We start from the raw sequence: 26652 nt of genomic DNA on the forward strand, positions 1-26652 counted from the left end.
CCTGCCTTTGCATTGGACGGCCGAACTCTGCTGGCGCTAGAAATACCCGAGAACAACAAGGTGGTCCTCTCGATGAATCTTGCCCGCTTTCCCCGCGTCTCGCTCGCCCATTTGCCTACTCCCCTGGAGCGTCTCGACAACCTGACGCGGGTGCTCAACGGCCCGGAGATCTGGATCAAACGCGACGATTGCACGGGCCTTTCGACCGGCGGCAACAAAACCCGCAAGCTCGAATACCTGATGGCCGCGGCGCAGGCTGAGGGGGCCGATACGGTCATCACGCAGGGGGCGACCCAGTCCAACCATGCGCGCCAGACGGCGGCTGCGGCGGCCAGACTCGGCATGGCCTGTCATGTGTTGCTGGAGGACCGTACCGGCAAGACGGATTTCGATTACACGCAGAACGCCAACGTGCTGCTCGACGTTCTCCACGGTGCCGTCATCGAGCGCTGCGGGCCGAATCCGGACATGAACGGCGAGCTGGCGAAGCTTGGCGAAAAGCTCACCGCCTCCGGCCGCAAGGTCTATGCCATCCCCGGCGGAGGCTCCAATCCGACCGGTGCGCTCGGTTACGTCAACGCGGCGCTGGAACTGGTGATGCAAGCCAACACGGCCAGCCTCAAGATCGATCACCTCGTCCATGCGACGGGGAGCGCCGGCACGCAGGCCGGCCTGGTCACCGGGCTCGTCGGCGTCCACAGCGACATCAAGCTGCTCGGCATCGGCGTGCGGGCGCCGAAGGACAAGCAGGAGGACAACGTCTTCAAGCTGGCCAGCGCCACGGCGCAGCTTCTCGGCATGCCCGATGCCGTCAAGCGCGAGCATGTCGTGGCGAATTGCGACTATGTCGGCGAAGGATACGGCCTCCCGGCGCCGAGCACGATCGAGGCGATCCGTATGCTGGCCGAGCTCGAAGGCATCCTGCTCGACCCGGTCTATTCCGGAAAGGGCATGGCCGGATTGATCGACCTTGTCCGGAACGGGCGGTTCCGCAAGGGCGAGACGATCGTCTTCCTTCATACCGGCGGCCAGATCGGACTCACGGCCTATCCACGGGAATTCCTGACCAATGGCTGAGCCGCTCGGGCCGGAGTCACGGCCCGTCGTGGGCATTCTCGGCGGGATGGGACCCGAAGCGACGGTGGACCTGATGCGCCGCGTGATCGCGGCGACACCCGCCCAGGACGACGCCGACCATATCCGCATGCTCGTCGACAACAATCCGGCGGTGCCCTCGCGCATCGCCGCGCTGATCGAGGGAACGGGGCCGAGCCCGCTTCCGGAGCTGGTTCGCATGGCCAGGGGCCTTGCCGCCGGCGGCGCGACGATGCTCGCGATGCCGTGCAACACCGCGCATTACTATGCTGGCGGCATTGTCGAAGCCGTGCCGCTGCCGTTCCTCAACATGATCGCACTGACGGTGGAGCGTGTCGCTGCGATGGTCCCGGCTGGCACGCAGGTGGGTCTGCTTGCCTCGACCGCCGTCTTCAAGATCGGCCTCTACGAGCAGGCCTTCGCCGATCACGGTCTGCCGATCCTCGCGCCCGAGCGTCAGGACGAGGTCATGGCGTTGATACGCGCCGTCAAGACCGGCGACACCGGGGCTGCCCGGCGCGGCGCGCTCGCGGCCATCGCGGAGCGGCTCGTGCAAGGCGGTGCGGGGATCATCCTCGTCGCCTGTACGGAGCTGTCGATCATGGCGGACGCCATCGCCGGAACGGTGCCCGTGCTCGATGCGATGGACGTGCTTGCCGAGGAAATCGTCGTCCAGGCGAAGGGGCGATAGCCGCGACGTCCGTCTATCGCTCCGCACCTCGCCGGTCGATCAGCGCCTGCAGGTCGACGGAGCGCAAGTGGTCCAGCACGCTCGGCGTCAGCGCGTGCGAATCCTGAGGACAGGCATAGATCGCCACGCCCATCGGGTGAATCAGCGTCGTTTCGTCGATCTGGACGATCCGTCGCCTTTCCAGGTCGTCGAGCACGAGGCTGCGCGGCAGCCAGGCGAAGCCCAGCCCTGCCAGCAGCATCTCGCGCAGCGCGCTGCTGAGCGAATTCACGCAGATCGTTTCGCAGCGGTAGCGCTGGATCAGCCGCGGCATGACCTCCTGCCAAATGACCTCGCCGAAGAAGCTGCGCTGGGGATAGGTCAGGAGCGGCATGGCCTGCCCTTCGTCCGGTGCGAGGGCGGCCGGGCCGACCAGAATCATGTCGTCCTGTGCGCTCGCGACGCGCATGGCGGTCGTCGAGCCGATCGGCTCGATCGACGGGCTGAGCTCGTAGCAGATCATCAGGTCGACCTCGCCGCGGATCGCCATTTCAACGCATTCGGCCCGGTTGGCGCAATTCAGGTGATAGGCCGGCTGATAGCCCTGCTGCCGCAGGATCTCGACGAAACGCGGAAAGATCGAGAATGCCAGCGAATGCTGGATGGCGACCGTCAGGCGTGAACTCCGCGTCTGCTCGCCGCGCAACTGGCTGCGCAGCTCATAGAGCTGGTTGAGGGTGCGCTGGAAATCGCCGTAGTTTTCCGTTGCGACGGGGGTGAAGCGGTGTGGCCTCACGCTTCTGTCGATCAGGGTGACGCCAAGCCAATCCTCGAGCGACTGGATGCGTCGCGAGAATGCCGACTGGCTGATGTTGCGGCGCTCGGCGGCGGCGGTGAAGCTGCCGAGCTCGCGCAGCGCCAGGAAATCCTCCAACCATCCCAGCTCCATCGCCAAGCTCCTGCATGCGTTTTGCGCATTGTATACGCCGTTCTTCGAATTTGGTCCGGCGCTGTTTTTCCCGCCGGTATCTGCGCGATGAAGACGCGAATTCAACGCGCATGCCTCGGCCCGTCCGGGTTGCTCGTGGTCGGCGCCGCAATGCCGATGACGCCCGGTCTTGCTCAGGCACCCTTGCCTGCCGCCAGCGGTAGCCGGCAATCTCCGCCACGCCGACCGGGTGGGTCGCATTTGCACTTGTGCTGCCCGGACATCCTATGCCCTCTTCATGCACACGCCCGATCGTATCGTGAGCCCGGGATCAATCGCGCGGAGTCCGATCTCCCACCGCTCCGCGACCCGTATCGACCACGCCAGCCTGGCAAGGAGAGACGATGACACCGAGAGCCGGCACCCCTCGCAACATGAAGCGCTTTCCCCTCGCCGCATTGGCTTGCGGTCTCCTGCCTCTGGTCCTCGCGGGTTGTGGCGGTGGCGCGAGCATGTCGTCGTCAGACGCGCCAGCGGCGCGGGCGCCTGCCCCGGCCGGGGTCTCGCGCGACGCCTTGGTCGGGCGCTGGGGCATCGCGTCCTTCCACACGGAGAAGGACCGCAAGCGGACCGAGGCGGAGGCGCGGGCGCAATGCAAGCAGCCCTACACGATCACGAAAGGCCCCGGCGACGGCGTGATGATGCATGTCGCCGACGATCCGAAACCCTATGAGCTTCGCTTGAAGGCCGGCTCCGGCGGCAGGACCTATCTCGGCTTCGAGGCCCCGGCCGGCGACCCGCAGGATCGCGAATTGCTCTCGGTGAAGCCTAAGGAACTGGTGATGCGCTTCGTCGATCCCGATGCGCATGCGCGCTACGGCACCTTCATCTACAGCCGGTGCGGCTGAGCGGAGGCGATGAGATGAGCATCACCATCCACACCACCCTGCGCGGCCTGTTCGTGTCCGGCTTCGGACTGGCCTCGCTTCTCGCCCTGTCGGGCGCCACGTCGGCGCAGCCGCGTCCGCCGGCGGCGATCCAGGAGACGATGGATATCGGCGACGAACCGGGCCGTGTCTCGACCGAGGAAGCCACCATCACCGACGGGCCCTATGCCCGCCAGATGGTGCTGTTCCGCTCGAGCGAGGCGCCGGGCACTGTCGTGATCCATTCGGCGGAGCGCTTCCTCTATGTGGTGCAGGGCAACGGCCGCGCCCTGCGCTATGGCATCGGGGTCGGGCGCGAGGGCTTCACCTGGTCCGGCCAGGTCAAGGTCAGCCGCAAGGCCGAGTGGCCGGACTGGCGCCCACCGCCGGAAATGCTGCAGCGCCAGCCCTATCTGCCGCGTTTCATGGCCGGCGGACCTGGCAATCCTATGGGCGCGCGCGCGCTCTATCTCGGCTCGACGGTCTTCCGCATCCACGGCACCAACCAGCCGGAGACGATCGGCCAGGCGATCTCGTCCGGCTGTTTCCGCCTGGCCAACGGCGACATCGCCGATCTCTACGACCGCGTCCCGGTCGGGACCAAGGTCGTCATCCGCCACAAGGCGACGCTGTGACCGACACCGCATCCTCCGAATTGCAGAAGGAACGGACAGACATGTCTAAGACGTCCTGGATTCGCCGCAGCGGTCTCAGCCTCGCTGCCCTCGCAGGCTTCGTCCTGCCAGCCGCAGCCGGTACGCTCGACACGGTGAAGCAGCGCGGTGCGCTGCAATGCGGCGTCAGCGAGGGGGTGGCCGGCTTCTCGGAGAAGGATGCCCAAGGCAACTGGCGCGGCTTCGATGTCGACTTTTGCCGTGCCGTTGCGGCCGTCGTGCTTGGCGACGCGGACAAGGTCGCCTTCACGCCGCTGTCGGCGAGCCAGCGTTTCGAGGCGCTGAAGGGCGGCAAGGTCGATCTGCTGGCGCGCAACTCGAGCTGGACGCTCGGTCGCGAGGCCGAACTGGGCCTGGCCTTCGCCGGCATCACCTATCACGACGGCCAGGGCTTCCTGGCGAAGCGCGCGCTCAAGGTCGATACGGCGCTGTCGCTCGACAAGGCGAAGATCTGCGTCGAGGCGGGCACCACGACGCAGCTCAACCTCGCCGATTTCTTCAAGGCCAATTCCATGACCTATGAGGAGAAGGTCTATCCGAGCGGCGCGGAGGCCTTCGCCGCCTTCGAGGGCGGACAGTGCGACGTGCTGACCCGCGACCAGTCGGCCCTGCATGGCGAGCGGCTCAGGCTCGCCAAACCGGCCGAGGCGATCGTGCTGCCGGACGTGATCTCGAAAGAGCCGCTCGGGCCGGTCGTGCGCAGCGACGACTTCCCCTGGTTCACGCTGGTGAAATGGGTGAACTTCGCGCTGGTCAATGCCGAGGAACTCGGGATTTCCAGTGCAAATCTCGACGAGGCCCTGAAATCCACGAAGCCGGATGTGCGGCGCTTCACCGGAGCGGAGGGCGGCTTCGGCAAGGCGCTTGGCCTCGATGCGGACTGGGCGATCCGCGCCGTCAAGGCGGGCGGAAACTATGCCGAGATCTACGAACGCAACCTCGGCACCGGCTCGAAGCTCGGCATCCCGCGCGGCCTCAACCAACTCTGGAGCATGGGCGGCGTCCTCTACGCACCGCCGTTGCGATAGAACGCAGGCGCCGCGGCCATCGGGAAACCTTCCTGTCTCGCAGGCTGCGGCGCTATGCGCACGCAGGCTGCGGGCGAGCCGCCGTTGTTCCTGCGAAGTTTTCCGATCGCCTCTCCGGGCCCGGTGCCGCTCTTCTCCATCCCCACATCCTCGACGCAGGCCCGTGCCTGCACAGCCGATGGGATGACGATGACGATGACGACAGCCCGCGCGGCTTCGTCTCGCCGAGGCTTCTGCTCAAATTGACATCAATGCAATTCAATCAACCGAGTTTGCTCAAGAAATAAGCAGATCTCGGCCATTCAGTGCGGCTTGCGCAGCGCCTCAGGCTCTCGACGGTCCACCGCTCTGGCAAAAGGGCTGCCGTACCGGCACGAACCGGCTTCGCAGCAGGTTGGCACATCACTTGCGAGGCTTCGGTTCACGGGCCGTGCGGCCCGTCGGCGTCGAGGGGGCGCCGCCAGCAATCCTTCGGGGAGATGGCCGTGAACAGCAACCGTCGCGAATTCCTCGGCACCGCTCTGGCCGGTGCCGCTTTCCTCGGATCGTCCTACCTGCCGGCGGCGGCGCAGCAGGACACCATCAAAGTCGGCATCCTTCATTCGCTCTCGGGCACGATGGCGATCTCCGAGACGACGCTGAAGGACGTCATGCTCATGCTCATCGAGGAGCAGAACAAGAAGGGCGGCCTGCTCGGCAAGAAGCTCGAGGCCGTCGTCGTCGATCCCGCCTCGAACTGGCCGCTCTTCGCCGAGAAGGCGCGCGAACTCATCACCAAGGACAAGGTCGCGGCCACCTTCGGCTGCTGGACCTCGGTCTCGCGCAAGTCGGTGCTGCCGGTCTTCAAGGAGCTCAACAACATCCTGTTCTATCCCGTCCAGTACGAGGGCGAGGAGAGCGAGCGCAACGTGTTCTACACCGGCGCCGCGCCGAACCAGCAGGCGATCCCGGCCGTCGACTATCTCGCCAAGGAGGAGAAGGTCGAGCGCTGGGTGCTGGCCGGCACCGACTATGTCTACCCGCGCACGACCAACAAGATCCTCGAGGCGTATCTGAAGTCCAAGGGCGTGAAGCCCGAGGACATCATGATCAACTACACGCCCTTCGGTCACTCTGATTGGCAGACCATCGTTTCCGACATCAAGAAGTTCGGCTCCGCCGGCAAGAAGACCGCCGTGGTCTCGACCATCAACGGCGATGCCAACGTGCCGTTCTACAAGGAGCTCGGCAACCAGGGCATCAAGGCGACCGACATTCCGGTCGTGGCCTTCTCGGTCGGCGAGGAGGAGCTGGCCGGCATCGACACCAAGCCGCTCGTCGGCCATCTCGCCGCCTGGAACTACTTCCAGTCGATCAAGACGCCGGAGAACGAGGCCTTCATCAAGCAGTGGCAGACCTTCACCAAGAACCCGAAGCGCGTCACCAACGACCCGATGGAAGCCCATGTCGTCGGCTTCGCCATGTGGGTGAAGGCGGTCGAGAAGGCCGGGACCACCGATCCGGACAAGGTTATCGACGCGCTGCCCGGCATCGAGGCGCCGAACCTGACCGGCGGCATCTCGAAGATGCTCCCGAACCACCACATCACCAAGCCGGTCTTCATCGGCGAGATCAAGGATGACGGCCAGTTCGACGTGGTCTGGAAGACCGCGGGTCTCGTCCCCGGCGACGCCTGGTCGAAGGAGCTCGACGGTTCCAAGGACCTGATCGGCGACTGGGTCGAGAAGAAGTGCGGCAACTTCAACGTCAAGACCGGCAAATGCGGCGGTGGCGGCGCGTGAGGTCATGAGGGGGAAGGGCGGCACGGGAAAGATCCCGGCCGCCCTCCATTCGCCGCGCTGCGGCATGGCTTTTCCAGGCAATCATCAGCCGCAATGCGAACCGGATCGATGCCGATCTTGCACCGCCTGAAGCATGGGCTCGTCATCCTGGTCGCGCTGGTCGCGGCCTCGGTCGCGTCCTTCGCGCAGACCGCTGATGAAGCCTTCACACGGTTGGCGGCCGACAGCTATTCGGATACCTCCCGCGCCATCGAGCTTCTCGTTTCGACGGCCCATCCGAATGCGGCGCTGATCGTCGAGGCGCTCAGTGATGGACGGTTGCTCTCTGGGCCCGGCGGCGTGGCGGTGAAGACCTCTTCCGGCGCTTTCGTCGACGCCCGCACGGGCCAGCCGCTGGCCGTCGCACCCGAGGGCCTGAAGGCGGTGCGCCTCAACAATGCTGTGCGCCGCGCGGTGCAGGCCGCGCTCGGTGGCCTCGGCCTGCTCAATCCCGATCCGGCGAAGCGTACGGCCGCGGCCGAGGCCGTGTTCAAGTCGCGCGACGCCGGCCTGCTGCCGATCGTCGAAACCGCGATCGGCAAGGAAGCCGATCCGCGTGCGCTCGCCGCCTTGCGGCAGGCCCAGGCCGCGATCCTGATCGCCAAGCCGGATGCCCAACCGCTCGATCGGCTTGCCGCCATCGAGGTATTGCATGAGCGCGGGGATCAGGACGCTCTGGCGACGCTGCGCGCCTTGCCGGGTGACGCGACGCCGGCCCTCAAGGAAGCGCAGGCCAAGGCGATCACCGCGATCGAAGGCCGATTGAAGCTTTGGGCCGTTGCGCAGAACCTCTGGTACGGGCTCTCGCTCGGTTCGGTGCTGCTGCTCGCCGCCATCGGCCTCGCCATCACCTTCGGCGTGATGGGCGTGATCAACATGGCTCATGGCGAAATGGTCATGCTCGGCGCTTACACCACCTTCGTGGTGCAGGAGCTGATCCGCACCAATGCACCCTGGCTGTTCGACTGGTCGCTGGCCATCGCGCTGCCGGCTGCTTTCATCGTCGCTGGCGCGATCGGCATCGCGATCGAGCGCGGCGTCATCCGCTTCCTCTACGGGCGCCCGCTGGAGACGCTGCTCGCCACCTGGGGCATCAGCCTGATCCTGCAGCAGGCGGTGCGCACCGCCTTCGGTCCGACCAATCGCGAGGTCGGCGCACCGTCCTTCATGTCGGGCGCCTTCGAGCTCGGCGGTCTGGCGATCACCTATAACCGGCTCTGGATCATCGTCTTCGCGGCGCTGGTCTTCGCGGCGCTGCTCGCCATCCTCAAACTCACTCCCATGGGCCTGCAGATGCGCGCGGTCACCCAGAACCGGCGCATGGCCTCGGCCATGGGCATCCGTACCGGGCGCATCGACGCGCTGACCTTCGGGCTCGGCTCGGGCGTGGCGGGATTGGCCGGCGTCGCTCTCTCGCAGATCGACAATGTCAGCCCCAATCTTGGCCAGAGCTACATCATCGACTCGTTCATGGTTGTGGTCTTCGGCGGCGTCGGCAATTTGTGGGGCACGCTGGTCGGCGCGATGACGCTCGGCGTCGCGAACAAGCTGCTCGAGCCCTATGCCGGCGCCGTGCTCGGCAAGATCGCGCTGCTTGTCTGTATCATCCTCTTCATCCAGAAGCGCCCGCGCGGCCTGTTCGCGCTCAAGGGCCGGGCGGTGGAAGCATGATCACCCGCTTCCTCCTCCAGAACATGGACAAGCGCGGCGGCATCTTCCTCGCGATCCTGCTGGGGCTCGCCGTGCTGGTTCCGCTCTCGAACCTGTTCCTGCCGGCATCCTCGCCCTTCCATGTCCCGACCTCGACCATGTCGCTCTGGGGCAAATATCTCTGCTACGCGCTGCTGGCGGTCTCGCTCGATCTGGTCTGGGGCTATTGCGGGATCCTGAGCCTCGGCCATGGCGCCTTTTTCGCGCTCGGCGGCTACGCCATGGGCCTCTACCTGATGCGCCAGATCGGCTCGCGCGGCGTCTATGGCAACCCGATCCTCCCGGATTTCATGGTGTTCCTGAACTGGCAGGAGCTGCCCTGGTACTGGTGGGGCTTCTCCTCCTTCCCCTTCGCCATGCTGATGGTGCTGGCGGTGCCGGGGCTGCTCGCCTTCGTCTTCGGCTGGTTCGCCTTCCGCTCGCGCGTCACCGGCGTCTATCTCTCGATCATCACGCAGGCCCTGACCTATGCGCTGCTGCTCGCCTTCTTCCGCAACGACATGGGCTTCGGCGGCAATAACGGCCTGACCGATTTCAAGGACATTCTCGGCTTCAACATCCAGGCGCAGACGACGCGCGCCGCTCTGTTTTCCATGACCTGCGTCATGCTGGCGGCCGGCTTCCTGATCGCGCGCGGCATCGTCGTCTCGAAGCTCGGCAAGGTCGTGATCGCGATCCGCGACGCCGAGTCCCGTACGCGCTTCCTGGGCTACCGGGTCGATCGCTTCAAGCTCTTCGTCTTCACCGTCTCGGCCTGCATGGCGGGCGTGGCCGGCGCGCTCTACGTCCCGCAGGTCGGCATCATTAATCCCAGCGAGTTCGCTCCGGCCAACTCGATCGAGACCGTGATCTGGGTCGCGGTCGGCGGGCGCGGCTCGCTGGTCGGCGCGGCACTCGGCGCTGTCGTGGTCAACTGGGCGAAGACCGTGTTCACCTCCGGCTTCATGGCACCGTACTGGCTCTTCGCGCTCGGCGGCCTCTTCGTCGTCGTCACGCTGTTCCTGCCCAAGGGCATTCTGGGCACGGCCGAAGCCCTGTGGGCGCGCCGCCGCAAGTCCGCCCCGACCCCGGCCGCCGAGCCGGCCCCGGCGGAGTAGCAGCGATGAACGCTCCCGTGCCCGGCGCTCTCACCTCCTCGCTGCTCTATCTCGACGGCGTCAGCGTCTCCTTCGACGGCTTCAAGGCCATCCGCGGCCTCTCACTGACCATCGAGCCCGGCGAGATGCGCGCCATCATCGGCCCTAACGGCGCCGGCAAGACCACGATGATGGACATCATCACCGGCAAGACGAAACCGGATGTCGGCACGGTCATGTTCGGCGGCTCGGTCGACCTGACCAAGCTCGACGAAGCCGCCATCGCCAATCTCGGCATCGGCCGTAAGTTCCAGAAGCCGACCGTCTTCGACAGCCACACGATCGAGGACAACATCCTGCTGGCGCTCAAATCGAAGCGCACGGTCGGCAAGACGTTGTTCTGGAAGACGGAAAGCCCGCAGCAGAAGCGCATCGACGACATCCTCGGCATCATCCGCCTCGCCGACAGGCGGGACCGGTTCGCAGGCTCGCTTTCACATGGCCAGAAGCAGTGGCTGGAGATCGGCATGCTGCTGGCGCAGGACCCGAAGCTCCTGCTCGTCGACGAGCCCGCCGCCGGCATGACCGATGGCGAGACCGCGCAGACGGCGGTGCTGCTCAAGGAGATCGCGCGGGATCATTCGGTGATCGTGGTCGAGCACGACATGGGCTTCATCCGCGAGCTCGGCGTGAAGGTCACGGTGCTGCACGAGGGCTCGGTGCTGGCCGAGGGCCCGCTTGACCATGTCAGCGCCAATGAGCGCGTCGTCGAAGTCTATCTGGGGCGGTGAGCATGATCAGGAAAAGTGGGAACCGGTTTTCCGATCAGATCATGCGGCGGAAATGAACCACATGCTCGATGTCGCCGCCATCAACCTCCACTACGGCGCGGCCCAGGCGCTCCGCCGCGTCTCCGTCACCGCCGAGACCGGCAAGGTCACCTGCGTGATGGGCCGCAACGGCGTCGGCAAGACCTCGCTGATGCGCGCCATCGTCGGCCACCAGCCGATTTCCGGCGGCCATATCAGCCTCGACGGAGAAGACATCTCGGCCCTGCGCAGCGAGGAACGCGCGCGGGTCGGCATCGCCTATGTGCCGCAGGGGCGGGAGATTTTTCCGCTGCTGACGGTGAAGGAGAATCTGGAGACCGGTTTCGCGCCGCTGAAGCGCCGCGAGCGCTACGTCCCGGATGAACTCTTCGACCTGTTCCCCGTGCTGAAGACCATGCTGGGCCGGCGCGGCGGAGACCTCTCGGGTGGCCAGCAGCAACAGCTCGCGATCGCGCGGGCGCTGGTCACCCGGCCCAGGCTCTTGGTGCTGGACGAGCCGACCGAGGGCATCCAGCCCTCGATCATCAAGGATATCGGCCGCGCCATCGACTATCTCCGCCAGAAAGGCGGCATGGCGATCGTGCTGGTCGAGCAGTATTTCGACTTCGCCCGCGATCTCGCCGACACGATGTTCGTGATGGATCGCGGCGAGGTCGTGCTGTCCGGCCCGATGAGCGAGCTTGACGGCGCGCAGGTTCAGAGACTGATTCAGGTCTAGATGGAGCATGTCCCGCATGCCGTGCTCCATGGGAAACGGGCCTGAAGATGCTGGCGGTTGAGGATCTCCAGAGCGCCGCACCGATGCGGATGCAGCGCGCGCAAGGGCAGGCTAGCGTCAGCTTCCGGTCGCGCGATGGCCAGACCTGCCTCGATCGACTCTTTCAGGAGGGCTGCGCCAAGCTGCGCTTCCCGCGCCCGCTCGGCAGCGACGATCCGCAGGCCATCCTCATCAACACGGCTGGCGGTTTGACCGGCGGCGACAGTTTCGCCATCGACGCGAATCTGGCTCCGCACACCAATGCCTGTGTCACCACCCAGGCCTGCGAGCGCATTTATCGCTCGACCGGCGCCGATGCCGTTGTGACCAACCGCCTGCGCCTCGCGGCTGGGGCGCGGCTTGCCTGGCTACCACAGGAGACGATCCTGTTCGACGGCGGTCGCCTGTCCCGCTCCCTCGACGTCGATCTCGCTGGTGATGCCGAGCTGGTCGCCGTCGAGGCTGTGCTGTTCGGCCGGCAGGCGATGGGCGAGACCCTGCATAGCGGCCACCTGCACGACCGCTGGCGCATCAGGCGCGACGGCCGGCTCATCTTCGCCGATGACCTGTGCGTCGAAGGCGATATCGCGGCCCGGCTCGCGCCGCAGCCCGCCATGGCCGGCTGTCGCGCCATGGCGACAGTGCTGTTCGCGGGCATCGTACCCGAGCGCTTCCTGGATCAGGCCCGGGCGATTATCGGGGAGGGCGGCGGCGCCAGCGCCTGGCACGGAAAGTTTCTGGCGCGGCTCGTCGAGGAGACCGGGCTCGCACTCCGGCGGCGGCTGGAGCCGCTGCTCACGCTTCTCATGGGTGGCCGGCCGCTGCCCAAGGTCTGGCAACTCTAGGATCACGGCATGAACCTGACACCGCGCGAGAAGGACAAGCTCCTGATCTCCATGGCGGCCATAGTCGCCCGGCGCCGGCTCGAGCGCGGGGTGAAGCTCAACCATCCCGAGGCCATCGCCCTGATCAGCGATTTCGTCGTCGAGGGCGCACGCGATGGCCGCAGCGTCGCCGATCTGATGGAGGCCGGCGCCCATGTCGTTAGCCGTGCGCAGGTGATGGAAGGCGTCGCCGAGATGATCCACGATGTGCAAGTCGAAGCCACCTTCCCGGACGGCACCAAGCTCGTCACCGTCCACGAACCGATCCGCTGAGCGCACAAGCCGGAGGCTGCCATGAAGAGATTGTCGATCGCCCTGATCCTGAGCGTCGGTGCCGCGAGCCCGGCCTTTGCCCATCTCAACCCTGCCGAGCACGGCTCCTTCGCCGCCGGCTTTTCGCATCCGCTCTTCGGCGCGGACCATATCCTGGCGATGGTCGGCGTCGGCCTCTGGGCCTTCCTCGTCGGCGCGCGCGCGATCTGGGCGATTCCCGTTGCCTTCGTCGTCACGATGATGCTCGGCTTCGCCGCGGCGCTCGCCGGCATCGGCCTGCCTTTCGTCGAGCCGACCATCGCGGCCTCCGTCGTGGTGCTCGGCCTGCTCGCGCTGGTCGCCTTGCAGGTCCCGGTCGCTGTCGGCATGGCCGTGGTCGGCTTCTTCGCGCTGTTCCACGGCTATGCCCATGGCGGCGAACTCGGCGAGGCGACGAGCCTGTCCTTCATGATCGGCTTCGCGCTCTCGACCGCCCTGCTGCACGCGGTCGGCATCGGCATTGGCCTCGCCGGCAACGCGCTCTCGCATCGCGGCCGGATCGCAGCGCGTATTGCCGGTGGTTTGACGGCGCTCGGTGGACTCTGGTTGGTCGCGGGAGCCTGACCCCATGATCCCCGGAGAGGTCTTTCCCGCCGCGGGCGACATCGTCCTCAATGAGGGCGCCGAGCAAATCACGCTCCTCGTCGCCAATACCGGGGACCGGCCGATCCAGGTCGGCTCGCACTACCACTTCTTCGAGACCAACGAGGCGCTGGATTTCGATCGCGCGCTCGCCCGCGGCATGCGGCTCGATATCGCTGCTGGCACGGCAGTGCGCTTCGAGCCCGGCCAGCAGCGCGAGGTTCGCCTCGTGCCGCTGGGCGGCGCGCGTGCCGTCTACGGCTTCCAGCAGAAGGTGATGGGGATACTCTGATGCCGGCCAAGCTCTCCCACGCGGCTTACGCGCAGATGTACGGACCCACGGTCGGAGATCGGGTCCGGCTCGCGGATACCGAGCTCATCATCGAGGTCGAGAAGGACTTCACCGTCTATGGCGAAGAGGTGAAATTCGGCGGCGGCAAGGTCATCCGCGACGGCATGGGCCAGAGCCAGGCGAGCCGCGCCGAGGGCGCGGTCGATACCGTCATCACCAATGCCCTGATCGTCGATCACTGGGGGATCGTGAAGGCCGATGTCGGCCTGAGGGACGGGCTGATCGTCGCCATAGGCAAGGCCGGCAACCCGGATACGCAAGCCGGCGTCACCATTGTCATCGGCCCCGGCACCGAGGCGATTGCGGGCGAGGGCAAGATCCTCACCGCCGGCGGCGTCGACGCCCATATCCATTTCATCTGCCCGCAGCAGATCGACGAGGCGCTGATGGCCGGCGTCACCACCATGCTCGGCGGCGGCACCGGCCCGGCGCATGGCACGCTGGCGACGACCTGCACGCCCGGCCCCTGGCATCTCGGCCGGATGATCCAGTCCTTCGACGCCGTGCCGATCAATCTCGGGCTTTCCGGCAAGGGCAATGCCTCGAAGCCCGCCGCGCTGATCGAGATGATCGAGGGCGGCGCCTGCGCGCTCAAGCTCCACGAGGACTGGGGTACGACGCCGGCCGCGATCGACAACTGCCTCAGCGTCGCCGACGATTACGACGTCCAGGTCATGATCCATACGGACACGCTGAACGAGAGCGGCTTCGTCGAGGATACGGTCGCCGCCTTCAAGGGCCGCACCATCCACGCCTTTCACACGGAAGGCGCCGGCGGCGGCCATGCGCCCGATATCATCAAGGTCTGTGGCCTCGCGAACGTCATCCCGTCCTCGACCAACCCGACGCGGCCCTACACGCAAAACACCATCGCCGAACACCTGGACATGCTGATGGTCTGCCATCACCTCTCGCCCGCGATCCCGGAGGATATCGCCTTCGCCGAGAGCCGCATCCGCAAGGAGACGATCGCGGCCGAGGACATCCTGCACGATATCGGCGCCTTCTCGATCATCTCCTCCGACAGCCAGGCCATGGGCCGTGTCGGCGAAGTGCTGATCCGGACCTGGCAGACCGCGCACAAGATGAAGGTCCAGCGCGGGCGCCTGCCCGGAGAGACCGGCGACAACGACAATCTGCGGGTCCGCCGCTACATCGCGAAATACACGATCAACCCCGCCATCGCGCAGGGCCTGTCGAAGCATGTCGGCTCGGTCGAGGTGGGAAAACGCGCCGATCTCGTGCTCTGGAACCCAGCCTTCTTCGGGGTGAAGCCGGAGATGGTGCTGGTCGGCGGCATGATCGCGGCCGCACCGATGGGCGATCCCAACGCCTCGATCCCGACCCCGCAGCCGATGCATTACCGCCCGATGTTCGGGGCGATGGGGAGGGCGCCCGCGATGTCCTCGGTGACCTTCGTCAGCCAGGCGGCGATCGCATGCGGGCTGAAGGAGAAGCTCGGCGTCGCCAAAGGCATGGTCGCGGCCGAAAATACGCGCGGCGGCATCTCCAAGGCTTCGATGATCCTGAACGATGCCACGCCGCATATGGAGGTCGACCCCGAGACCTACGAGGTCCGCGCCGATGGCGAGCTCCTGACCTGCGAACCCGCGACCGTGCTGCCGATGGCGCAGCGCTATTTCCTGTTCTGATCCGAGGCTTGAGCATGCTCCGCGCCATTTCCCATAGCCACGGCGGTGGCGGCGAGCCCGCCGGTACGCTCCGGCTCGACCATGCCGCGCGCCACCTCCGCCGCAAGCTCGTCACCACGGATCAGGGCGACGAGGTCATGGTCGACCTGCCCGAGCCGATGCTCTTCGCCGATGGCGATCGGCTGGTGCTGGAGGACGGCCGCAAGATCGCAATCGTCGCGGCAGAGGAGGAACTCTACGAGGTGCTTCCCGGCTCCGCTTGCCCCTTACGGCATCTCGCCTGGCATCTCGGCAACCGCCACCTGCCGGCGCAGATCGACGAAGATCGTATCCTGATCCAGCGGGATCATGTCATCCGCGCCATGCTGGAAGGGCTCGGTGCCTCCGTCCGCGCGGTCGTCGCGCGCTTCCAGCCGGTGCACGGCGCGTATCATGCCCAGGGGTATGATCACGGGCACAGCCATCACCATCACCATGGCTGAGGCTGCCTCGCTCGCCCGCCTGATGACATGGCTATCCCCGGCCTTTCCGGTTGGGTCTTTCGCTTATAGCCACGGGCTGGAGCGAGCGATCCACGACGGATTGATCCGAGATCGGCAAAGCCTGCGTGAATGGCTGGAGGCGCTGCTGGGGCAGGGCTCCGCCTGGAATGACGCCGTTCTGCTGGCCGAAACCTGGCGCCAGACCAGGGCCGGTGAAGATATCGCCGAGGTCGCAGAACTGGCCGAAGCGATGTCCGGTTCGCGCGAGCGCCACATGGAAACCATGCTGCAAGGCGGCGCCTTCGTCGATGCGATGGCGGCCTGGAGCGGCGAGCCGCCGGCAGGCGGGGAGGGGCCGATCGCCTATCCGGTGGCCGTCGGCTCAGCCGCAGCGCGCCACGGCATCGCGCTTGCCGATGCGTTGACTGCTTATCTCCACGCCTTCGCCTCGAACCTCGTCCAGGCCTGCGTCCGGTTGATCCCGCTCGGCCAGCGTGACGGCGTCGCGACGCTTGCCGCGCTGGAGCCTGTTATCCTCCGGACGGCACAGCGCGCTGCCGGCTCCACGCTCAACGATCTCGGCGCCTGCACCATCCGCGCCGATATCCTCTCGATGAACCATGAAACGCAGTATTCGAGGGTCTTTCGCTCGTGAACTCCCCCAATGGCCCGCTCCGTGTCGGCATCGGCGGCCCGGTCGGCGTCGGCAAGACCACGCTCACCGAAAAACTCTGCAAGGCGATGCGGGGCCGCTATTCGGTTGCCGTCGTCACCAACGACATCTTCACCAAGGAGGATGAGCTGATCCTCAACCGGCTGCAGGCCCTGCCGGAAGAGCGCATCATCGGCGTCGAGACCGGCGGCTGTCCGCACACCGCGATCCGCGAGGATGCCTCGATCAACCTCGCAGCCATCGCCGAGATGCGCCGGCGCTTCCCCGATCTCGACATCGTCTTCATCGAATCCGGTGGCGACAATCTCGCAGCGACATTCTCGCCCGATCTCGCCGACATCACGCTCTATGTCATCGATGTCGCCGGCGGCGAGAAGATCCCGCGCAAGGGCGGGCCGGGCATCACCCGCTCGGATCTGTTGATCATCAACAAGATCGATCTCGCGCCCTATGTCGGTGCGAATCTCGACGTGATGCGCTCCGACACCGAAAAGCAGCGGGCCGGCCGGCCCTTCGTCTTCAGCGACCTGAACCGCCTCACGGGGGTGGACGAGATCGTTGCCTTCATCGAGAGGAATGGCGGCCTTGTCGCTGAACGAGGGGGCATTTGAGCGCGGGGCGGCTGCAGCTCATGCCGTTGGTGCGATCGCATAGGCCCGAAACACGGCCCCATAGAAACAGCCGGACGCAACGAGAACGAAGCCGTGCCAGATCGCATTCTGGAACGGCAGGCTTTCCCAGACGTGGAAAATGACACCGATCGAGTAGAGCAGGCCGCCTGCGACGATCAACCATAAGGTGGTCGCGGGCAGGAGGCTGACGCTCTCCCAGATCAGGAGACCGCTCCACCCGATCAGGAGATAAAGCGCGATCGACAGGCGGTCGAACCGACCCGGCAGAGCCACCTTGATGACGACGCCGGCCGCCGCCGCGAGCCACACGACGACGAGGAGGGTCTGGGCGAAAATGCTCCCGCTCAGCTTCATCAGGAACGGGGTGTAGGTGCCGGCGATGAGAACGTAGATCGCCGAATGGTCGAAGCGCCTGATGAACCACTTGCGGGGCGAGATCGGCCACATGTTGTAGGTCGCCGAGACGATCAGGACCGCGAGGAGGGCCGCGCCATAGATCGAAACGGGAATCAGATCGAACAGCGGAGCGCGGTTGGCGACCTGAACGATCAAGGCTGCGACGGCTCCCAGCCCGAGGGCAACGCCGAGGACATGGATCACACCGTCCGCCCAAAGCTCGGCGCGCCTGAAGACGAAGCGTCCTACGACGGGAACGTTCACGGCAATTCCTCACGCGCTGGCAGCTCAAGTTGGTTTGGCACGTAGCGGGAACCTGTGTCATCTCAATGTCGCCGCCTGTGCTGCATCGTCACAGGCCTGCCGGCTCATCGGATGTGTCTTTGCGGTTCCCGGAAGCGCGGGTGATGCATTGCGGCCCCTGTTGCGCGTGCCTTGCGATGCTCGGAAGGTCTCCCGGGCACCGACCGGCATGATCCAGCCCCGCCATTTCGCCATGGCCGGGCCGGCGCTTTTGCGCCTTGGAGAGCGCAGCTGCCTGTGATTACCTCGGCTGCAGCCAAGGGGGAACGGATGCCGCGCCGCATTGCATTTGGTGGATTTCTTCACGAAACCAACACCTTCGCACCCAGCATGGCCGGGATGGAGGCATTCCAGCAAGGCGGTGGCTGGCCGCCGCTGGCGCGCGGCGAAGCGATCTTCGCAGCCGTGAAGGACGTCAATGTCAGCGCCGCCGGTTTCGTCGACAGCGCCCGTGGGCGGGATTGGGAGCTCGTGCCGACGCTCTGGTGTGCAGCCAGCCCCTCCGCCCATGTCACGACCGAGGCCTTCGAGACGCTCGCCGGCGAGCTGGTCGAGTGCATTGCCGCAGCGCTGCCGCTGGACGGGGTCTATCTCGACCTCCACGGCGCCATGGTCGCGCAGAATCACGATGACGGTGAGGGCGAATTGCTGCGGCGGGTGCGCGCTGCGATCGGGCCCCAGGTTCCGCTTGTCGTCAGCCTCGACCTGCACGGCAATGTCACGCCGCTGATGATGGCGATGGCCGATGCGCTCGTCGCCTTTCGCACCTACCCGCATGTCGACATGGCGCTGACCGGCAGCCGCTCGGCCGAGGTGCTGGCGCAATTGATCGACACAGGGGCCCGCCCGGCCAAGGCCTTCCGCCAGGTGCCCTATCTCATCCCCATCGCCTGGCAGGCGACGGCGATGGAGCCCTGCCGCACCATCTATGCCGAGCTCGTCGCGCTCGAAGGCCCGGCCGTGCCCACGCTCTCCTTCCTGCCCGGCTTCCCGGCAGCCGATTTCCCGGATTGCGGCGCGACCGTCCTCGCCTATGGCGCGACGCAGGCCGATGCCGACCGGGCGGCCGATGCGGTCCTTGCCCGCGTGATGGCCAGTGAAGCCGCGTTCAAGGGCCGGGTCTTCTCGCCGGAGGACGGCGTGGCGGAGGCGATGCGTCTGGCCGAGACCGCGACGAAGCCCGTCGTCATCTCCGACACGCAGGACAATCCCGGCGCCGGCGGCGATTCCGACACGATGGGTATGGCCCATGCCCTGGTGCGGGGCGGCGCGACACGCGCCGCGATCGGCGTCATCGTCGATCCCGCTGCGGCTGCGGCCGCTCATGCCGCCGGCGAAGGCGTGACGATCTCGCTTTCACTCGGAGCAAAGTCGGGTATCCCGGGCGACCGCCCGCTCGCGGGGGACTTTCTGGTCGAGACGCTGTCGGACGGCCGTTTCGTCGCGCCCGGCCCGTTCTACGGGGGATCGCGGATGAATCTCGGGCCGAGCGCCTGCCTGCGCGTCGGTGACGTCCGGATCGTCGTCGGCTCGCGAAAGGCGCAGATGGCGGATCAGGCGATGTACCGTCAGGTTGGCATCGAGCCGACCGAGCAGGCGATCCTGGTCAACAAGAGCTCGGTGCATTTCCGCGCCGATTTCGAGCCGATCGCCGCCACGATCCTCGTCTGCGCCGCGCCGGGGCCGATGCCCGTCGATCCCGCCGCCTTGCCATGGCGCAGGCTGCGGCCCGGCCTGCGGACCTCGCCCCTCGGCCAGCCCTTCGCCTGAACAATCCGATATCTGGAGCCGTCATGCCCGCCCTGCCTGAGATACTGTCCTTCACGGACGAACTCGTCGCCATCCGCCGCGACCTCCATGCCCATCCCGAGATCGGCTTCGAGGAGGTCCGGACCTCCGACATCGTGGCGGAAAAGCTCACGAGCTGGGGCATCGAGGTCCATCGTGGCATCGGCAAGACCGGGCTGGTCGGCATCCTCAACGGTACCGGCGGACCGGGGCGGCGCATCGGCCTGCGCGCGGACATGGACGCGCTGCCGATCCAGGAGATCACCAATCTGCCGTGGCGCTCCACCGTCGCCGGCAAGATGCATGCCTGCGGCCATGACGGGCACACCACCATGCTGCTCGGCGCCGCGCGTTATCTCTCCGAGAATCGCGGCTTCAAGGGTACGGCTGTGTTCGTCTTCCAGCCGGCCGAGGAAGGGCTCGGCGGGGCGCGCAGCATGATCGCCGAGAAGCTGTTCGAGCGCTTCCCCTGCGACGAGATCTATGGGTTGCACAATTCGCCCGATCTCGAGCCCGGCCAGATCTCGATCTTCCCCGGCCCGGCCATGGCCGGTGCCGATTTCTTCGACATCAGGATCACTGGCCGGGGCAGCCATGGCGCCATGCCGCATATGGGGCGCGACCCGATCGTCGTGGCGATGAGCCTCGCCAACGCGCTGCAGACCATCGTCAGCCGCAACGCCGATCCGCGCGAGGCCGCCGTGCTCTCGATCACGCAGATCCATGCCGGCTCGGCCTATAACGTCATCCCCGAGGAGGCCGTGCTCGCCGGTACGATCCGCACCTTCTCGCCGGAGATCGGCGCGCTCGTGCGCGACCGCATGCGCGAGATCGCAGCCGGCACGGCGGCGAGCTTCGGCGTCACCATCGATGTCGACATCCGCAACATCTTCAACGTGCTGGTCAATCACGAGGCCCAGACCGACGCCGTTGTCGCTGTCGCCGCCGAGATCGTCGGCACCGAGGGCGTGCTCACCGATGGCAAGCCATTGATGGGCAGCGAGGATTTCGCCGACATGCTGCGCGTCGTGCCTGGCGCCTATGCCTGGGTCGGCCATGCCGGCACCGTGCCGGTGCACAATCCGTCCTACGTTCTCGACGACGGCATTCTGCCGGTCGGCGCCAGCCTGCTGGCCCGGCTCGTCGAAACGCGCGCAGCCGCCTGAGGATCGACCCGATGGATCTCGCCGCGCTGCCGCTCGATACCGAGGCCTTGCTCGCGGGCCTGCGCCCGTGGATCGAGTGCGAGAGCCCGACCTTCGACGCCGCCGCCGTCAACCGGATGATGGACCTCGCCGCCGCCGACACCGCGGCGGCTGGCGCTAGCATCACCCGCATCCCCGGTCCAAAGGGGCTGGGTGACTGCGTGCGCGCCACCTTCCCGCATCCGCGCCAGGGCGAGTCCGGCATTCTGGTGATGTCGCATCTCGACACGGTGCACCCGGTCGGCACGCTGGCGAAGCTGCCCTTCCGCCGCGAGGGCTCGCGCTGCTACGGGCCGGGCATTCTCGACATGAAGGGCGGCGCCTATGCCGGCCTGCAGGCGATTGTTGCCTTGGCCAGGGCCGGCGTCGCGACGCCGCTGCCGATCACGGTGCTCTATACCTCGGACGAGGAGATCGGCAGCCCCGGCACGCGCGAACTGATTATGGAGGAGGCACGCCGCCACCGCTACGTGCTGGTGCCGGAGCCCGGCCAGCCGGGCGACGGCGTCGTCACCGGGCGCTATGCCATCGCCCGTTTCAATCTCGCGGCCGAGGGCCGGCCGAGTCATGCGGGTTCGCGGCTGAAGGACGGGCGTTCCGCCATCAGCCTGATGGCGCGGCAACTGCTCGCCATCGAAGAGATGACCGGCGAGGACTGCACCTTCTCGGTCGGCGTGATCCAGGGCGGCCAGTGGGTCAACTGCGTCCCGACATCGTGTCGGGCCGAGGCGCTCAGCATGGCGAAGCGCCAGCAGGATCTCGACCGCGGCGTCGAGCGCATGCTCGCCTTGTCGCAGCGCGAGGCCGACGGCACCGGCTTCACGGTCGAGCGCGGCGTCACCCGTCCGGTCTGGGAGCCCGACGAGGGCACGATGGCGCTCTACCGGCAGGCGCGCGACATTGCCGCGGAACTGGGCTGGGATCTCGGCCATGCCTCGGCCGGCGGCGGCTCCGACGCCAATTTCACCGGCGCGGCCGGAATTCCTTCGCTCGATGGGCTTGGTCTGCTCGGTGCCGGCTATCACACGCTGGAAGAGCATATCGAGGTGGGCAGCCTGGCGCGGCGCACCCGCCTGATCGCGGGGCTGCTCGCGCGCCTGTCGGATTGAGGCGCGGGGCCGCAGCTGCGGCCACGGCCGGACACAGCATCACGATGAGCGCAGCTTGAAGGGGAACGATGCAAGCCGACCGCGTCATCCAGACCATCGAAACCCATACCGGCGGCGAGCCGTTCCGGATCGTGACGAGCGGGCTGCCGCGGCTGCCCGGCAAGACGATCGTGCAGCGGCGCGACTGGGTGAAGAACAACATCGACGATGTCAGGCAGGCGCTGATCTTCGAGCCGCGCGGCCATGCCGACATGTATGCCGGCTACCTGACCGAGCCGGTTTCGCCCGAAGCCGATTTCGGCGTCATCTTCGTGCATAACGAAGGCTACAGCGACCATTGCGGCCATGGAGTCATCGCGCTCGCGACCGCGGCCGTCGAACTCGGCTGGGTCCAGCGCACCGAGCCGGAAACGCGGGTGGGGATCGACGCGCCCTGCGGCTTCATCGAGGCCTTCGTCGCCTGGGATGGCAGCCGCGCCGCCAGCGTGCGCTTCGTGAACGTGCCGTCCTATCTGGTCCATCGCGATGTCAGCGTGGAGACGCCGACCTACGGCCGGGTCACCGGCGATATCGCCTTCGGAGGAGCCTTCTATTTCTACACCGATGGTCGCCCCTTCGGCCTGACGATCCGTCGGGAGAAGGCCGAGGCCCTGATCCGCTTCGGCGCCGAGGTGAAGGCAGCCGCCAACGCCGCCTTTCCGGTCGTGCACCCGGAAATTCCCGAGCTGAACCATATCTACGGCACGATCATCGATGGCGATCCGCTCGACCCCGGTGCGACGCAGGCGAATTGCTGCATCTTCGCGGACCGGCAGCTGGACCGCTCGCCGACCGGTTCCGGCACGGCCGGGCGGGCCGCGCTGCTCCATGCCAAGGGGTTGCTCAAGCCCGGCCACCTTCTGGTCAACGAATCCATCGTCGGCTCGATCATGACGGCGCGGGTCCTGAAGGAGACCAGGCTGGGAGAGATCGACGCCGTCATCCCGGAAGTCTCCGGCAGTGCGCATCTCTGCGGCCAGGCGAGCTGGATCATCGATCGCGACGATCCGCTGCGGCACGGCTTCCTGCTGCGATAGCGGGCCCGCTAGAGCATTTTCGAGCGAAGTGGGGGCCGGTTCGCGTGAAGAAAATGTGATAAAATAAAAAGCTAGAGCGGCCCGAGATCGCGGACGATCAGGTTGTAGAGCGCCTGGGCGGCGGGAGTCAGCGTCTCGCCGCGCCGGCGGATCAGCGAAACCGGCCGGTCGACGATCGGATCGACCAGCGGAATCTGGGCGAGGTCGGCACGCAGGTTCTCGACGAGGGAAGCGACCAGAATGGCGATCCCCAGCCCTTCCGAGGCCAGCCCGATCGCGCTGGAGAAATACTCGACCACGAACTTGGTTTTCACCTCGATGCCGGAGCGCGACAATTGCGCTTCCATCAGCAGCCGGTTGCCGCTGCTGCCGCCCAGCGTGATCAGGTCGTAGCCAGCGAGGTCGGCCCAGGCGATGGTCTCGCGCCCCGCCAGCGGATGGTCGGTGCGGCAGTAGACGACGAAGGGGTCGCGGACCAGGATCTCGTTATGCAGGTCCTGCTGGTTCGGCGGCTGGACATGCAGGCCGAACTCGGCCTGGCGCCGACGCACCGCCTCGATGACCAGCGTGCTGGTCCGGTCGAGGATCTCGACGCGGTTGTTCGGATGGCGCGTGGCATAGCTGCGCAGGATGCGTGGCAGGCGGCCATACATCAGCGACGGCACCGAGGCGATCGTGATGTCGCCGGTCGAGAAGCGCGACATCGTCTTCAGCCGCTCGAACGAGCGGTCGACGGCGTCGAGCATACGCTGGGCTTCCGGCAGGAATTCGCGGCCGATGCTGGTCAGCGCGACGGTCCGTGTCGTGCGGTCGATCAGTTTGAGCCCGACATGGGCCTCGAGCCGCTGGATGCGCCGCGTCAGTCCGGTCTGCGTGACGTGCAGCTTCTCGGCCGCCTTGTTGAAGCTGCCGAGCTCGGCGATCTGGATGAAGGCCTCGATGCCGTCGATCGGATGTTTCATGACAAAAGATCATTGATATATGTCATTATTTCAGCATACGAGCATAGCCACCTTGGTCAATAGTGTTCCCGAAAGGCGCCCAACCGCTGCGAAGCGGGATGCGAGGCAGCCGTGAGGAAACGCAGAGATGACCGATACCAGTGCCCGCACCCGCGGCAGGCGCGTGCTCGTCACGCATGACCGTTTGGCCGAGAACGCCATCCAGCTTCTCAACGCGCATGACGTCGACGTCTTCTTCTCGCCGGCCTATGCGCCGAGCGAGCAGGTGGCCCAGCGTGCAGCCGAATTGCAGGTCGATGCGCTGATCGTCCGCCAGGGCCGTGTCGACGAGGCGATCATTGCAGCCTCGCCGCGCTTGCGCGTCATCGCCAAGCACGGCGTCGGCGTCGACAATATCGACCTGCAGGCGGCCGCTTCGCGCGATATCCCGGTCATCCGCGCTATGGGCTCGAACTCGCGCGCCGTCGCCGAACACACCATCGCGCTGGCCCTGACCCTGCTGAAGGACATCCCGCGTCTCGACACGGCCGTGAAGGCCGGAACCTGGCCGAAGCCGAGCTTCATCGGGCGCGATATCATCGGCACCGTGATCGGGCTCGTCGGCTTCGGCTCGATCGGCCAGCATGTCGCCCGGATGGCGCAGGGCCTCGGCATGACCGTCCTGCTGCACGACCCCCATGCCCGCGCGGCGATCGCGCAGTTCGGGGCGGATTGCGAACGCGATCTCGACAGCCTCATTGCGGAAGCCGACATCGTCAGCCTGCATTGCCCGCTGACCAACGCCACGCGCGATCTGCTGGACGCGCGCCGCTTCGGCCTGATGAAGCCGACCTCGCTGGTGGTCAACACGGCCCGCGGCGCCCTCATCAACGAGGCGGCGCTTGTCGCCGCGCTGCTGGAAGGCCGGATCGCCGGGGCGGGTCTCGACAGTTTCGCGGTCGAGCCGCCGGCCGCGGACAGCCCGCTCTGGGCGCTGCCCAACCTGATCGCAACCCCGCATATCGCCGGCGTGACCGCGGGATCGGCCAAGACGATGGCCGAGATCGCCGCCCGGCACGTCATCGCCGTGCTCGATGGAGAAGAGCCGGATGCGGCCAGCCTCGCGAGGTTGACCGAACTCGCTGCCTGAAGATCCGGACCAGATACCGGACGACCATAACAAACGGGAGGAAGACCATGAAGATTGTCTACAAGGCGCTCGCCGCACTGGCCCTGTCGGCGCTGGCGACGACAGCATCGGCACAGCAATATCCAGAAAAGCCGATCCGCCTCGTCATTCCGTTTCCGCCGGGCGGCGGCACCGACGTCGTCGCGCGCGTCATTGCCCAGAAGCTCGGCGAAAGCACGGGCTGGACTATGGTGGCCGAGAATAAGCCGGGCAGCGGTGGCAGCGTCGGCCTGAGCCTCGCCGGCAAGGCTGCGCCGGACGGCTACACCATCGTCCTCGCACAGAACGCCAATCTCGTGATCAACCCGATCCTCGGCAAGGCCAATTACGACCCGATCAAGGATTTCGCGCCGATCGGCCTCGTCGCCTCGGCGCCGCAGGTGCTGGTCGTCGCCAAGGATTCGCCCTTGAAGACGGTCGAGGATCTCATTGCCGCGGCGAAGGCCAAGGACGGCAAGCTGACCTTCGCTTCGCCCGGCGTCGGGACAAGCTCGCATCTGGCCGGCGAACTCCTGCAGCAGCTTGCCGGCGTCAAGTTCCGCCACGTTCCCTACAAGGGCGCGGCCCAGGCGCTGCCGGACCTGCTCGGCGGGCGCGTCGAGATCTACATCTCGTCGGTCCCCTCGGCGATGGTGCAGATCAAGGAAGGCGTGCTGCGCCCGATCGCGGTCTTCGCGACCAAGCGCGATGCCGACCTGCCGGATGTCCCGACCTTCGAGGAGAAGGGCCTGAAGAATTCCGAGGCCGTGACCTGGTGGGGCCTTGCGGCGCCGACGGGCGTCCCTGCGCCGATCGTCGCGCGCATCAATACCGAGCTCAACAAGGTGCTGCAGCAGCCCGATACCAAGGCCAAGCTGCGCTCGGCCGGCGCCGAGGCGCTCGGCGGCAGCAGCGAGGAGTTCGGCGCGCTGATCAAGTCCGATGTGCCGAAATGGACCGAGGTCATCAAGGCGGCCGGCGTGAAGGTCGCCGACTGAGCCGATACGCAGGCCGGGGCCGCCACTGCAAGGCGGCGGTTTCCCGGCACGTCGTACCATCCATCCCAGAAAGTCTGTGTCCCGGCGGCGCCAAGCCGTGCCGCCCGGCATCCTGCGGATATCGGCCATGAGAACCAGCATCTTCAAGAACCAGGACGCCCTCGCCGGCCTGCTGTTCATGGGACTAGGCGCGCTCGGCTTTGCGATTGCGCTCGGCTACACGTTCGGGACCACGATCGACATGGGGCCGGGCTATTTCCCGCGCGTCCTCAGCCTCGTCCTGATCGGCTTCGGCATCGTCATCTTCCTCAAGGGACTGCGCAGCTGCATGCCCGTCGAGGGCGGATGGGGCTGGCTGCCGCTTGCCCTGTTGAGCGCCTCGCTCCTGCTCTTCGGTTTCCTGCTCGAGCGGGCCGGTCTGGTGCCGGCGCTTGCTGCGCTGTTCTTCGTCTCGGCCCGTGCCGGCCATGAATTCAAGACGCGGGAGGTGCTCGTCCTGACGGCGGTGATGTCGGTCTTCGCCGCCGTCGTCTTCGTCTGGGGGCTGAAGCTGCCCTACGCCCTCTTCGCGTGGAATTTCTGATC

Annotated in this window: 28 protein-coding genes; 25 read left to right on the plus strand and 3 right to left on the minus strand. The window is 66.6% G+C overall.

Annotation, left to right across the window (positions count from 1 at the left end; translation table 11 throughout):
* The first annotated feature begins 72 nt into the window (after window positions 1–72).
* Window positions 73–1077, plus strand: coding sequence for a D-cysteate sulfo-lyase (gene cuyA, locus BLQ70_RS09170; RefSeq protein ID WP_091857111.1), 1005 nt, complete (start codon window positions 73–75; stop codon window positions 1075–1077).
* Entirely contained in the window at window positions 1070–1786 is a 717-nt protein-coding gene (gene cuyB / locus BLQ70_RS09175; protein ID WP_091856727.1) for a cysteate racemase, read from the plus strand. The genes cuyA and cuyB overlap by 8 nt, the downstream gene beginning before the upstream one ends.
* A gap of 13 nt (window positions 1787–1799) precedes the next feature.
* On the opposite strand, the gene BLQ70_RS09180 is transcribed toward cuyB, so the two are convergent.
* Window positions 1800–2924 carry a LysR family transcriptional regulator gene (locus tag BLQ70_RS09180; protein WP_170843361.1) on the minus strand — a complete coding sequence of 375 codons (1125 nt, stop codon included), beginning with the start codon at window positions 2922–2924 and terminating at the stop codon, window positions 1800–1802.
* A 173-nt stretch (window positions 2925–3097) separates the two neighbouring features.
* On the opposite strand from BLQ70_RS09180, the gene BLQ70_RS09185 reads away from it, so the two are divergent.
* The 16 genes from BLQ70_RS09185 to ureG all read left to right on the plus strand — a co-directional run bounded on the left by BLQ70_RS09185 (window position 3098) and on the right by ureG (window position 17062).
* The gene (locus tag BLQ70_RS09185; RefSeq protein ID WP_244492971.1) at window positions 3098–3601 is read left to right on the plus strand and encodes a hypothetical protein; all 504 of its coding nucleotides are present in this window, start codon (window positions 3098–3100) and stop codon (window positions 3599–3601) included.
* A 14-nt stretch (window positions 3602–3615) separates the two neighbouring features.
* Complete coding sequence (locus BLQ70_RS09190) at window positions 3616–4254, plus strand: L,D-transpeptidase (RefSeq protein WP_091856729.1); 639 nt, start codon at window positions 3616–3618, stop codon at window positions 4252–4254.
* Between the two features lie 41 nt (window positions 4255–4295).
* A complete protein-coding gene (locus BLQ70_RS09195) occupies window positions 4296–5321 on the plus strand; it encodes an amino acid ABC transporter substrate-binding protein (RefSeq protein ID WP_091856730.1) in 1026 nt (341 codons plus the stop codon).
* A 479-nt stretch (window positions 5322–5800) separates the two neighbouring features.
* Window positions 5801–7102, plus strand: a complete 1302-nt coding sequence (urtA, locus tag BLQ70_RS09200) for an urea ABC transporter substrate-binding protein (RefSeq protein ID WP_091856731.1) — start codon at window positions 5801–5803, stop codon at window positions 7100–7102.
* 108 nt (window positions 7103–7210) lie between these two features.
* Window positions 7211–8812 (plus strand): urea ABC transporter permease subunit UrtB, encoded by a 1602-nt coding sequence (urtB, locus tag BLQ70_RS09205; RefSeq protein ID WP_091856732.1) that lies wholly within the window; start codon window positions 7211–7213, stop codon window positions 8810–8812.
* A gap of 23 nt (window positions 8813–8835) precedes the next feature.
* Window positions 8836–9948: an urea ABC transporter permease subunit UrtC gene (urtC, locus tag BLQ70_RS09210; protein WP_425284572.1), complete on the plus strand. Its 1113-nt coding sequence runs from the start codon at window positions 8836–8838 to the stop codon at window positions 9946–9948.
* A gap of 5 nt (window positions 9949–9953) precedes the next feature.
* The gene (urtD, locus tag BLQ70_RS09215) at window positions 9954–10718 is read left to right on the plus strand and encodes an urea ABC transporter ATP-binding protein UrtD (RefSeq protein WP_091856734.1); all 765 of its coding nucleotides are present in this window, start codon (window positions 9954–9956) and stop codon (window positions 10716–10718) included.
* Window positions 10719–10779: 61 nt separating this feature from the next.
* The gene (urtE, locus tag BLQ70_RS09220) at window positions 10780–11475 is read left to right on the plus strand and encodes an urea ABC transporter ATP-binding subunit UrtE (RefSeq protein ID WP_091857112.1); all 696 of its coding nucleotides are present in this window, start codon (window positions 10780–10782) and stop codon (window positions 11473–11475) included.
* Between the two features lie 47 nt (window positions 11476–11522).
* Complete coding sequence (locus BLQ70_RS09225; RefSeq protein ID WP_210184270.1) at window positions 11523–12359, plus strand: urease accessory protein UreD; 837 nt, start codon at window positions 11523–11525, stop codon at window positions 12357–12359.
* A 9-nt stretch (window positions 12360–12368) separates the two neighbouring features.
* Entirely contained in the window at window positions 12369–12671 is a 303-nt protein-coding gene (locus tag BLQ70_RS09230; protein ID WP_091856735.1) for an urease subunit gamma, read from the plus strand.
* A 21-nt stretch (window positions 12672–12692) separates the two neighbouring features.
* Window positions 12693–13274 carry a HupE/UreJ family protein gene (locus tag BLQ70_RS09235; RefSeq protein WP_091856736.1) on the plus strand — a complete coding sequence of 194 codons (582 nt, stop codon included), beginning with the start codon at window positions 12693–12695 and terminating at the stop codon, window positions 13272–13274.
* A 4-nt stretch (window positions 13275–13278) separates the two neighbouring features.
* Window positions 13279–13584, plus strand: coding sequence for an urease subunit beta (locus BLQ70_RS09240; RefSeq protein WP_091856737.1), 306 nt, complete (start codon window positions 13279–13281; stop codon window positions 13582–13584).
* A complete protein-coding gene (ureC, locus tag BLQ70_RS09245; RefSeq protein ID WP_091856738.1) occupies window positions 13584–15296 on the plus strand; it encodes an urease subunit alpha in 1713 nt (570 codons plus the stop codon). Before BLQ70_RS09240 ends, ureC begins: the two co-directional genes overlap by 1 nt.
* Before the next feature lie 14 nt (window positions 15297–15310).
* On the plus strand, window positions 15311–15778 hold the full coding sequence (locus tag BLQ70_RS09250) for an urease accessory protein UreE (protein ID WP_091856739.1): 468 nt from the start codon (window positions 15311–15313) through the stop codon (window positions 15776–15778).
* Window positions 15741–16433, plus strand: coding sequence for an urease accessory protein UreF (locus BLQ70_RS09255; protein WP_091856740.1), 693 nt, complete (start codon window positions 15741–15743; stop codon window positions 16431–16433). Before BLQ70_RS09250 ends, BLQ70_RS09255 begins: the two co-directional genes overlap by 38 nt.
* The gene (gene ureG / locus BLQ70_RS09260; protein WP_061970432.1) at window positions 16430–17062 is read left to right on the plus strand and encodes an urease accessory protein UreG; all 633 of its coding nucleotides are present in this window, start codon (window positions 16430–16432) and stop codon (window positions 17060–17062) included. Before BLQ70_RS09255 ends, ureG begins: the two co-directional genes overlap by 4 nt.
* Window positions 17063–17080: 18 nt before the next feature.
* Here the strand turns inward: ureG and trhA are convergent, their stop codons facing one another.
* The gene (gene trhA / locus BLQ70_RS09265; protein WP_091856741.1) at window positions 17081–17749 is read right to left on the minus strand and encodes a PAQR family membrane homeostasis protein TrhA; all 669 of its coding nucleotides are present in this window, start codon (window positions 17747–17749) and stop codon (window positions 17081–17083) included.
* Between the two features lie 303 nt (window positions 17750–18052).
* On the opposite strand from trhA, the gene BLQ70_RS09270 reads away from it, so the two are divergent.
* The 4 genes from BLQ70_RS09270 (at window position 18053) to lhpH (ending at window position 22960) form a co-directional block, all read left to right on the plus strand.
* Window positions 18053–19552 (plus strand): M81 family metallopeptidase, encoded by a 1500-nt coding sequence (locus BLQ70_RS09270; RefSeq protein WP_091856742.1) that lies wholly within the window; start codon window positions 18053–18055, stop codon window positions 19550–19552.
* A 23-nt stretch (window positions 19553–19575) separates the two neighbouring features.
* Window positions 19576–20736 carry a M20 aminoacylase family protein gene (locus tag BLQ70_RS09275; RefSeq protein WP_091856743.1) on the plus strand — a complete coding sequence of 387 codons (1161 nt, stop codon included), beginning with the start codon at window positions 19576–19578 and terminating at the stop codon, window positions 20734–20736.
* Between the two features lie 11 nt (window positions 20737–20747).
* Window positions 20748–21884, plus strand: a complete 1137-nt coding sequence (locus BLQ70_RS09280) for a M20/M25/M40 family metallo-hydrolase (protein ID WP_091856744.1) — start codon at window positions 20748–20750, stop codon at window positions 21882–21884.
* A gap of 68 nt (window positions 21885–21952) precedes the next feature.
* On the plus strand, window positions 21953–22960 hold the full coding sequence (gene lhpH / locus BLQ70_RS09285) for a trans-3-hydroxy-L-proline dehydratase (protein WP_091856745.1): 1008 nt from the start codon (window positions 21953–21955) through the stop codon (window positions 22958–22960).
* 71 nt (window positions 22961–23031) lie between these two features.
* Here lhpH and BLQ70_RS09290 read toward each other — a convergent pair whose 3' ends face one another.
* On the minus strand, window positions 23032–23922 hold the full coding sequence (locus BLQ70_RS09290) for a LysR family transcriptional regulator (protein WP_091856746.1): 891 nt from the start codon (window positions 23920–23922) through the stop codon (window positions 23032–23034).
* Between the two features lie 127 nt (window positions 23923–24049).
* On the opposite strand from BLQ70_RS09290, the gene BLQ70_RS09295 reads away from it, so the two are divergent.
* From BLQ70_RS09295 to BLQ70_RS09305, 3 genes are all read left to right on the plus strand, one after another.
* The gene (locus BLQ70_RS09295) at window positions 24050–25051 is read left to right on the plus strand and encodes a hydroxyacid dehydrogenase (RefSeq protein ID WP_091856747.1); all 1002 of its coding nucleotides are present in this window, start codon (window positions 24050–24052) and stop codon (window positions 25049–25051) included.
* A 47-nt stretch (window positions 25052–25098) separates the two neighbouring features.
* On the plus strand, window positions 25099–26067 hold the full coding sequence (locus BLQ70_RS09300) for a Bug family tripartite tricarboxylate transporter substrate binding protein (protein ID WP_091856748.1): 969 nt from the start codon (window positions 25099–25101) through the stop codon (window positions 26065–26067).
* A 127-nt stretch (window positions 26068–26194) separates the two neighbouring features.
* Window positions 26195–26650, plus strand: a complete 456-nt coding sequence (locus tag BLQ70_RS09305) for a tripartite tricarboxylate transporter TctB family protein (protein ID WP_091856749.1) — start codon at window positions 26195–26197, stop codon at window positions 26648–26650.
* The last annotated feature ends 2 nt before the right edge of the window (window positions 26651–26652 follow it).

Source organism: Allobosea robiniae (assembly GCF_900102525.1).
Lineage (GTDB): Bacteria > Pseudomonadota > Alphaproteobacteria > Rhizobiales > Beijerinckiaceae > Allobosea > Allobosea robiniae.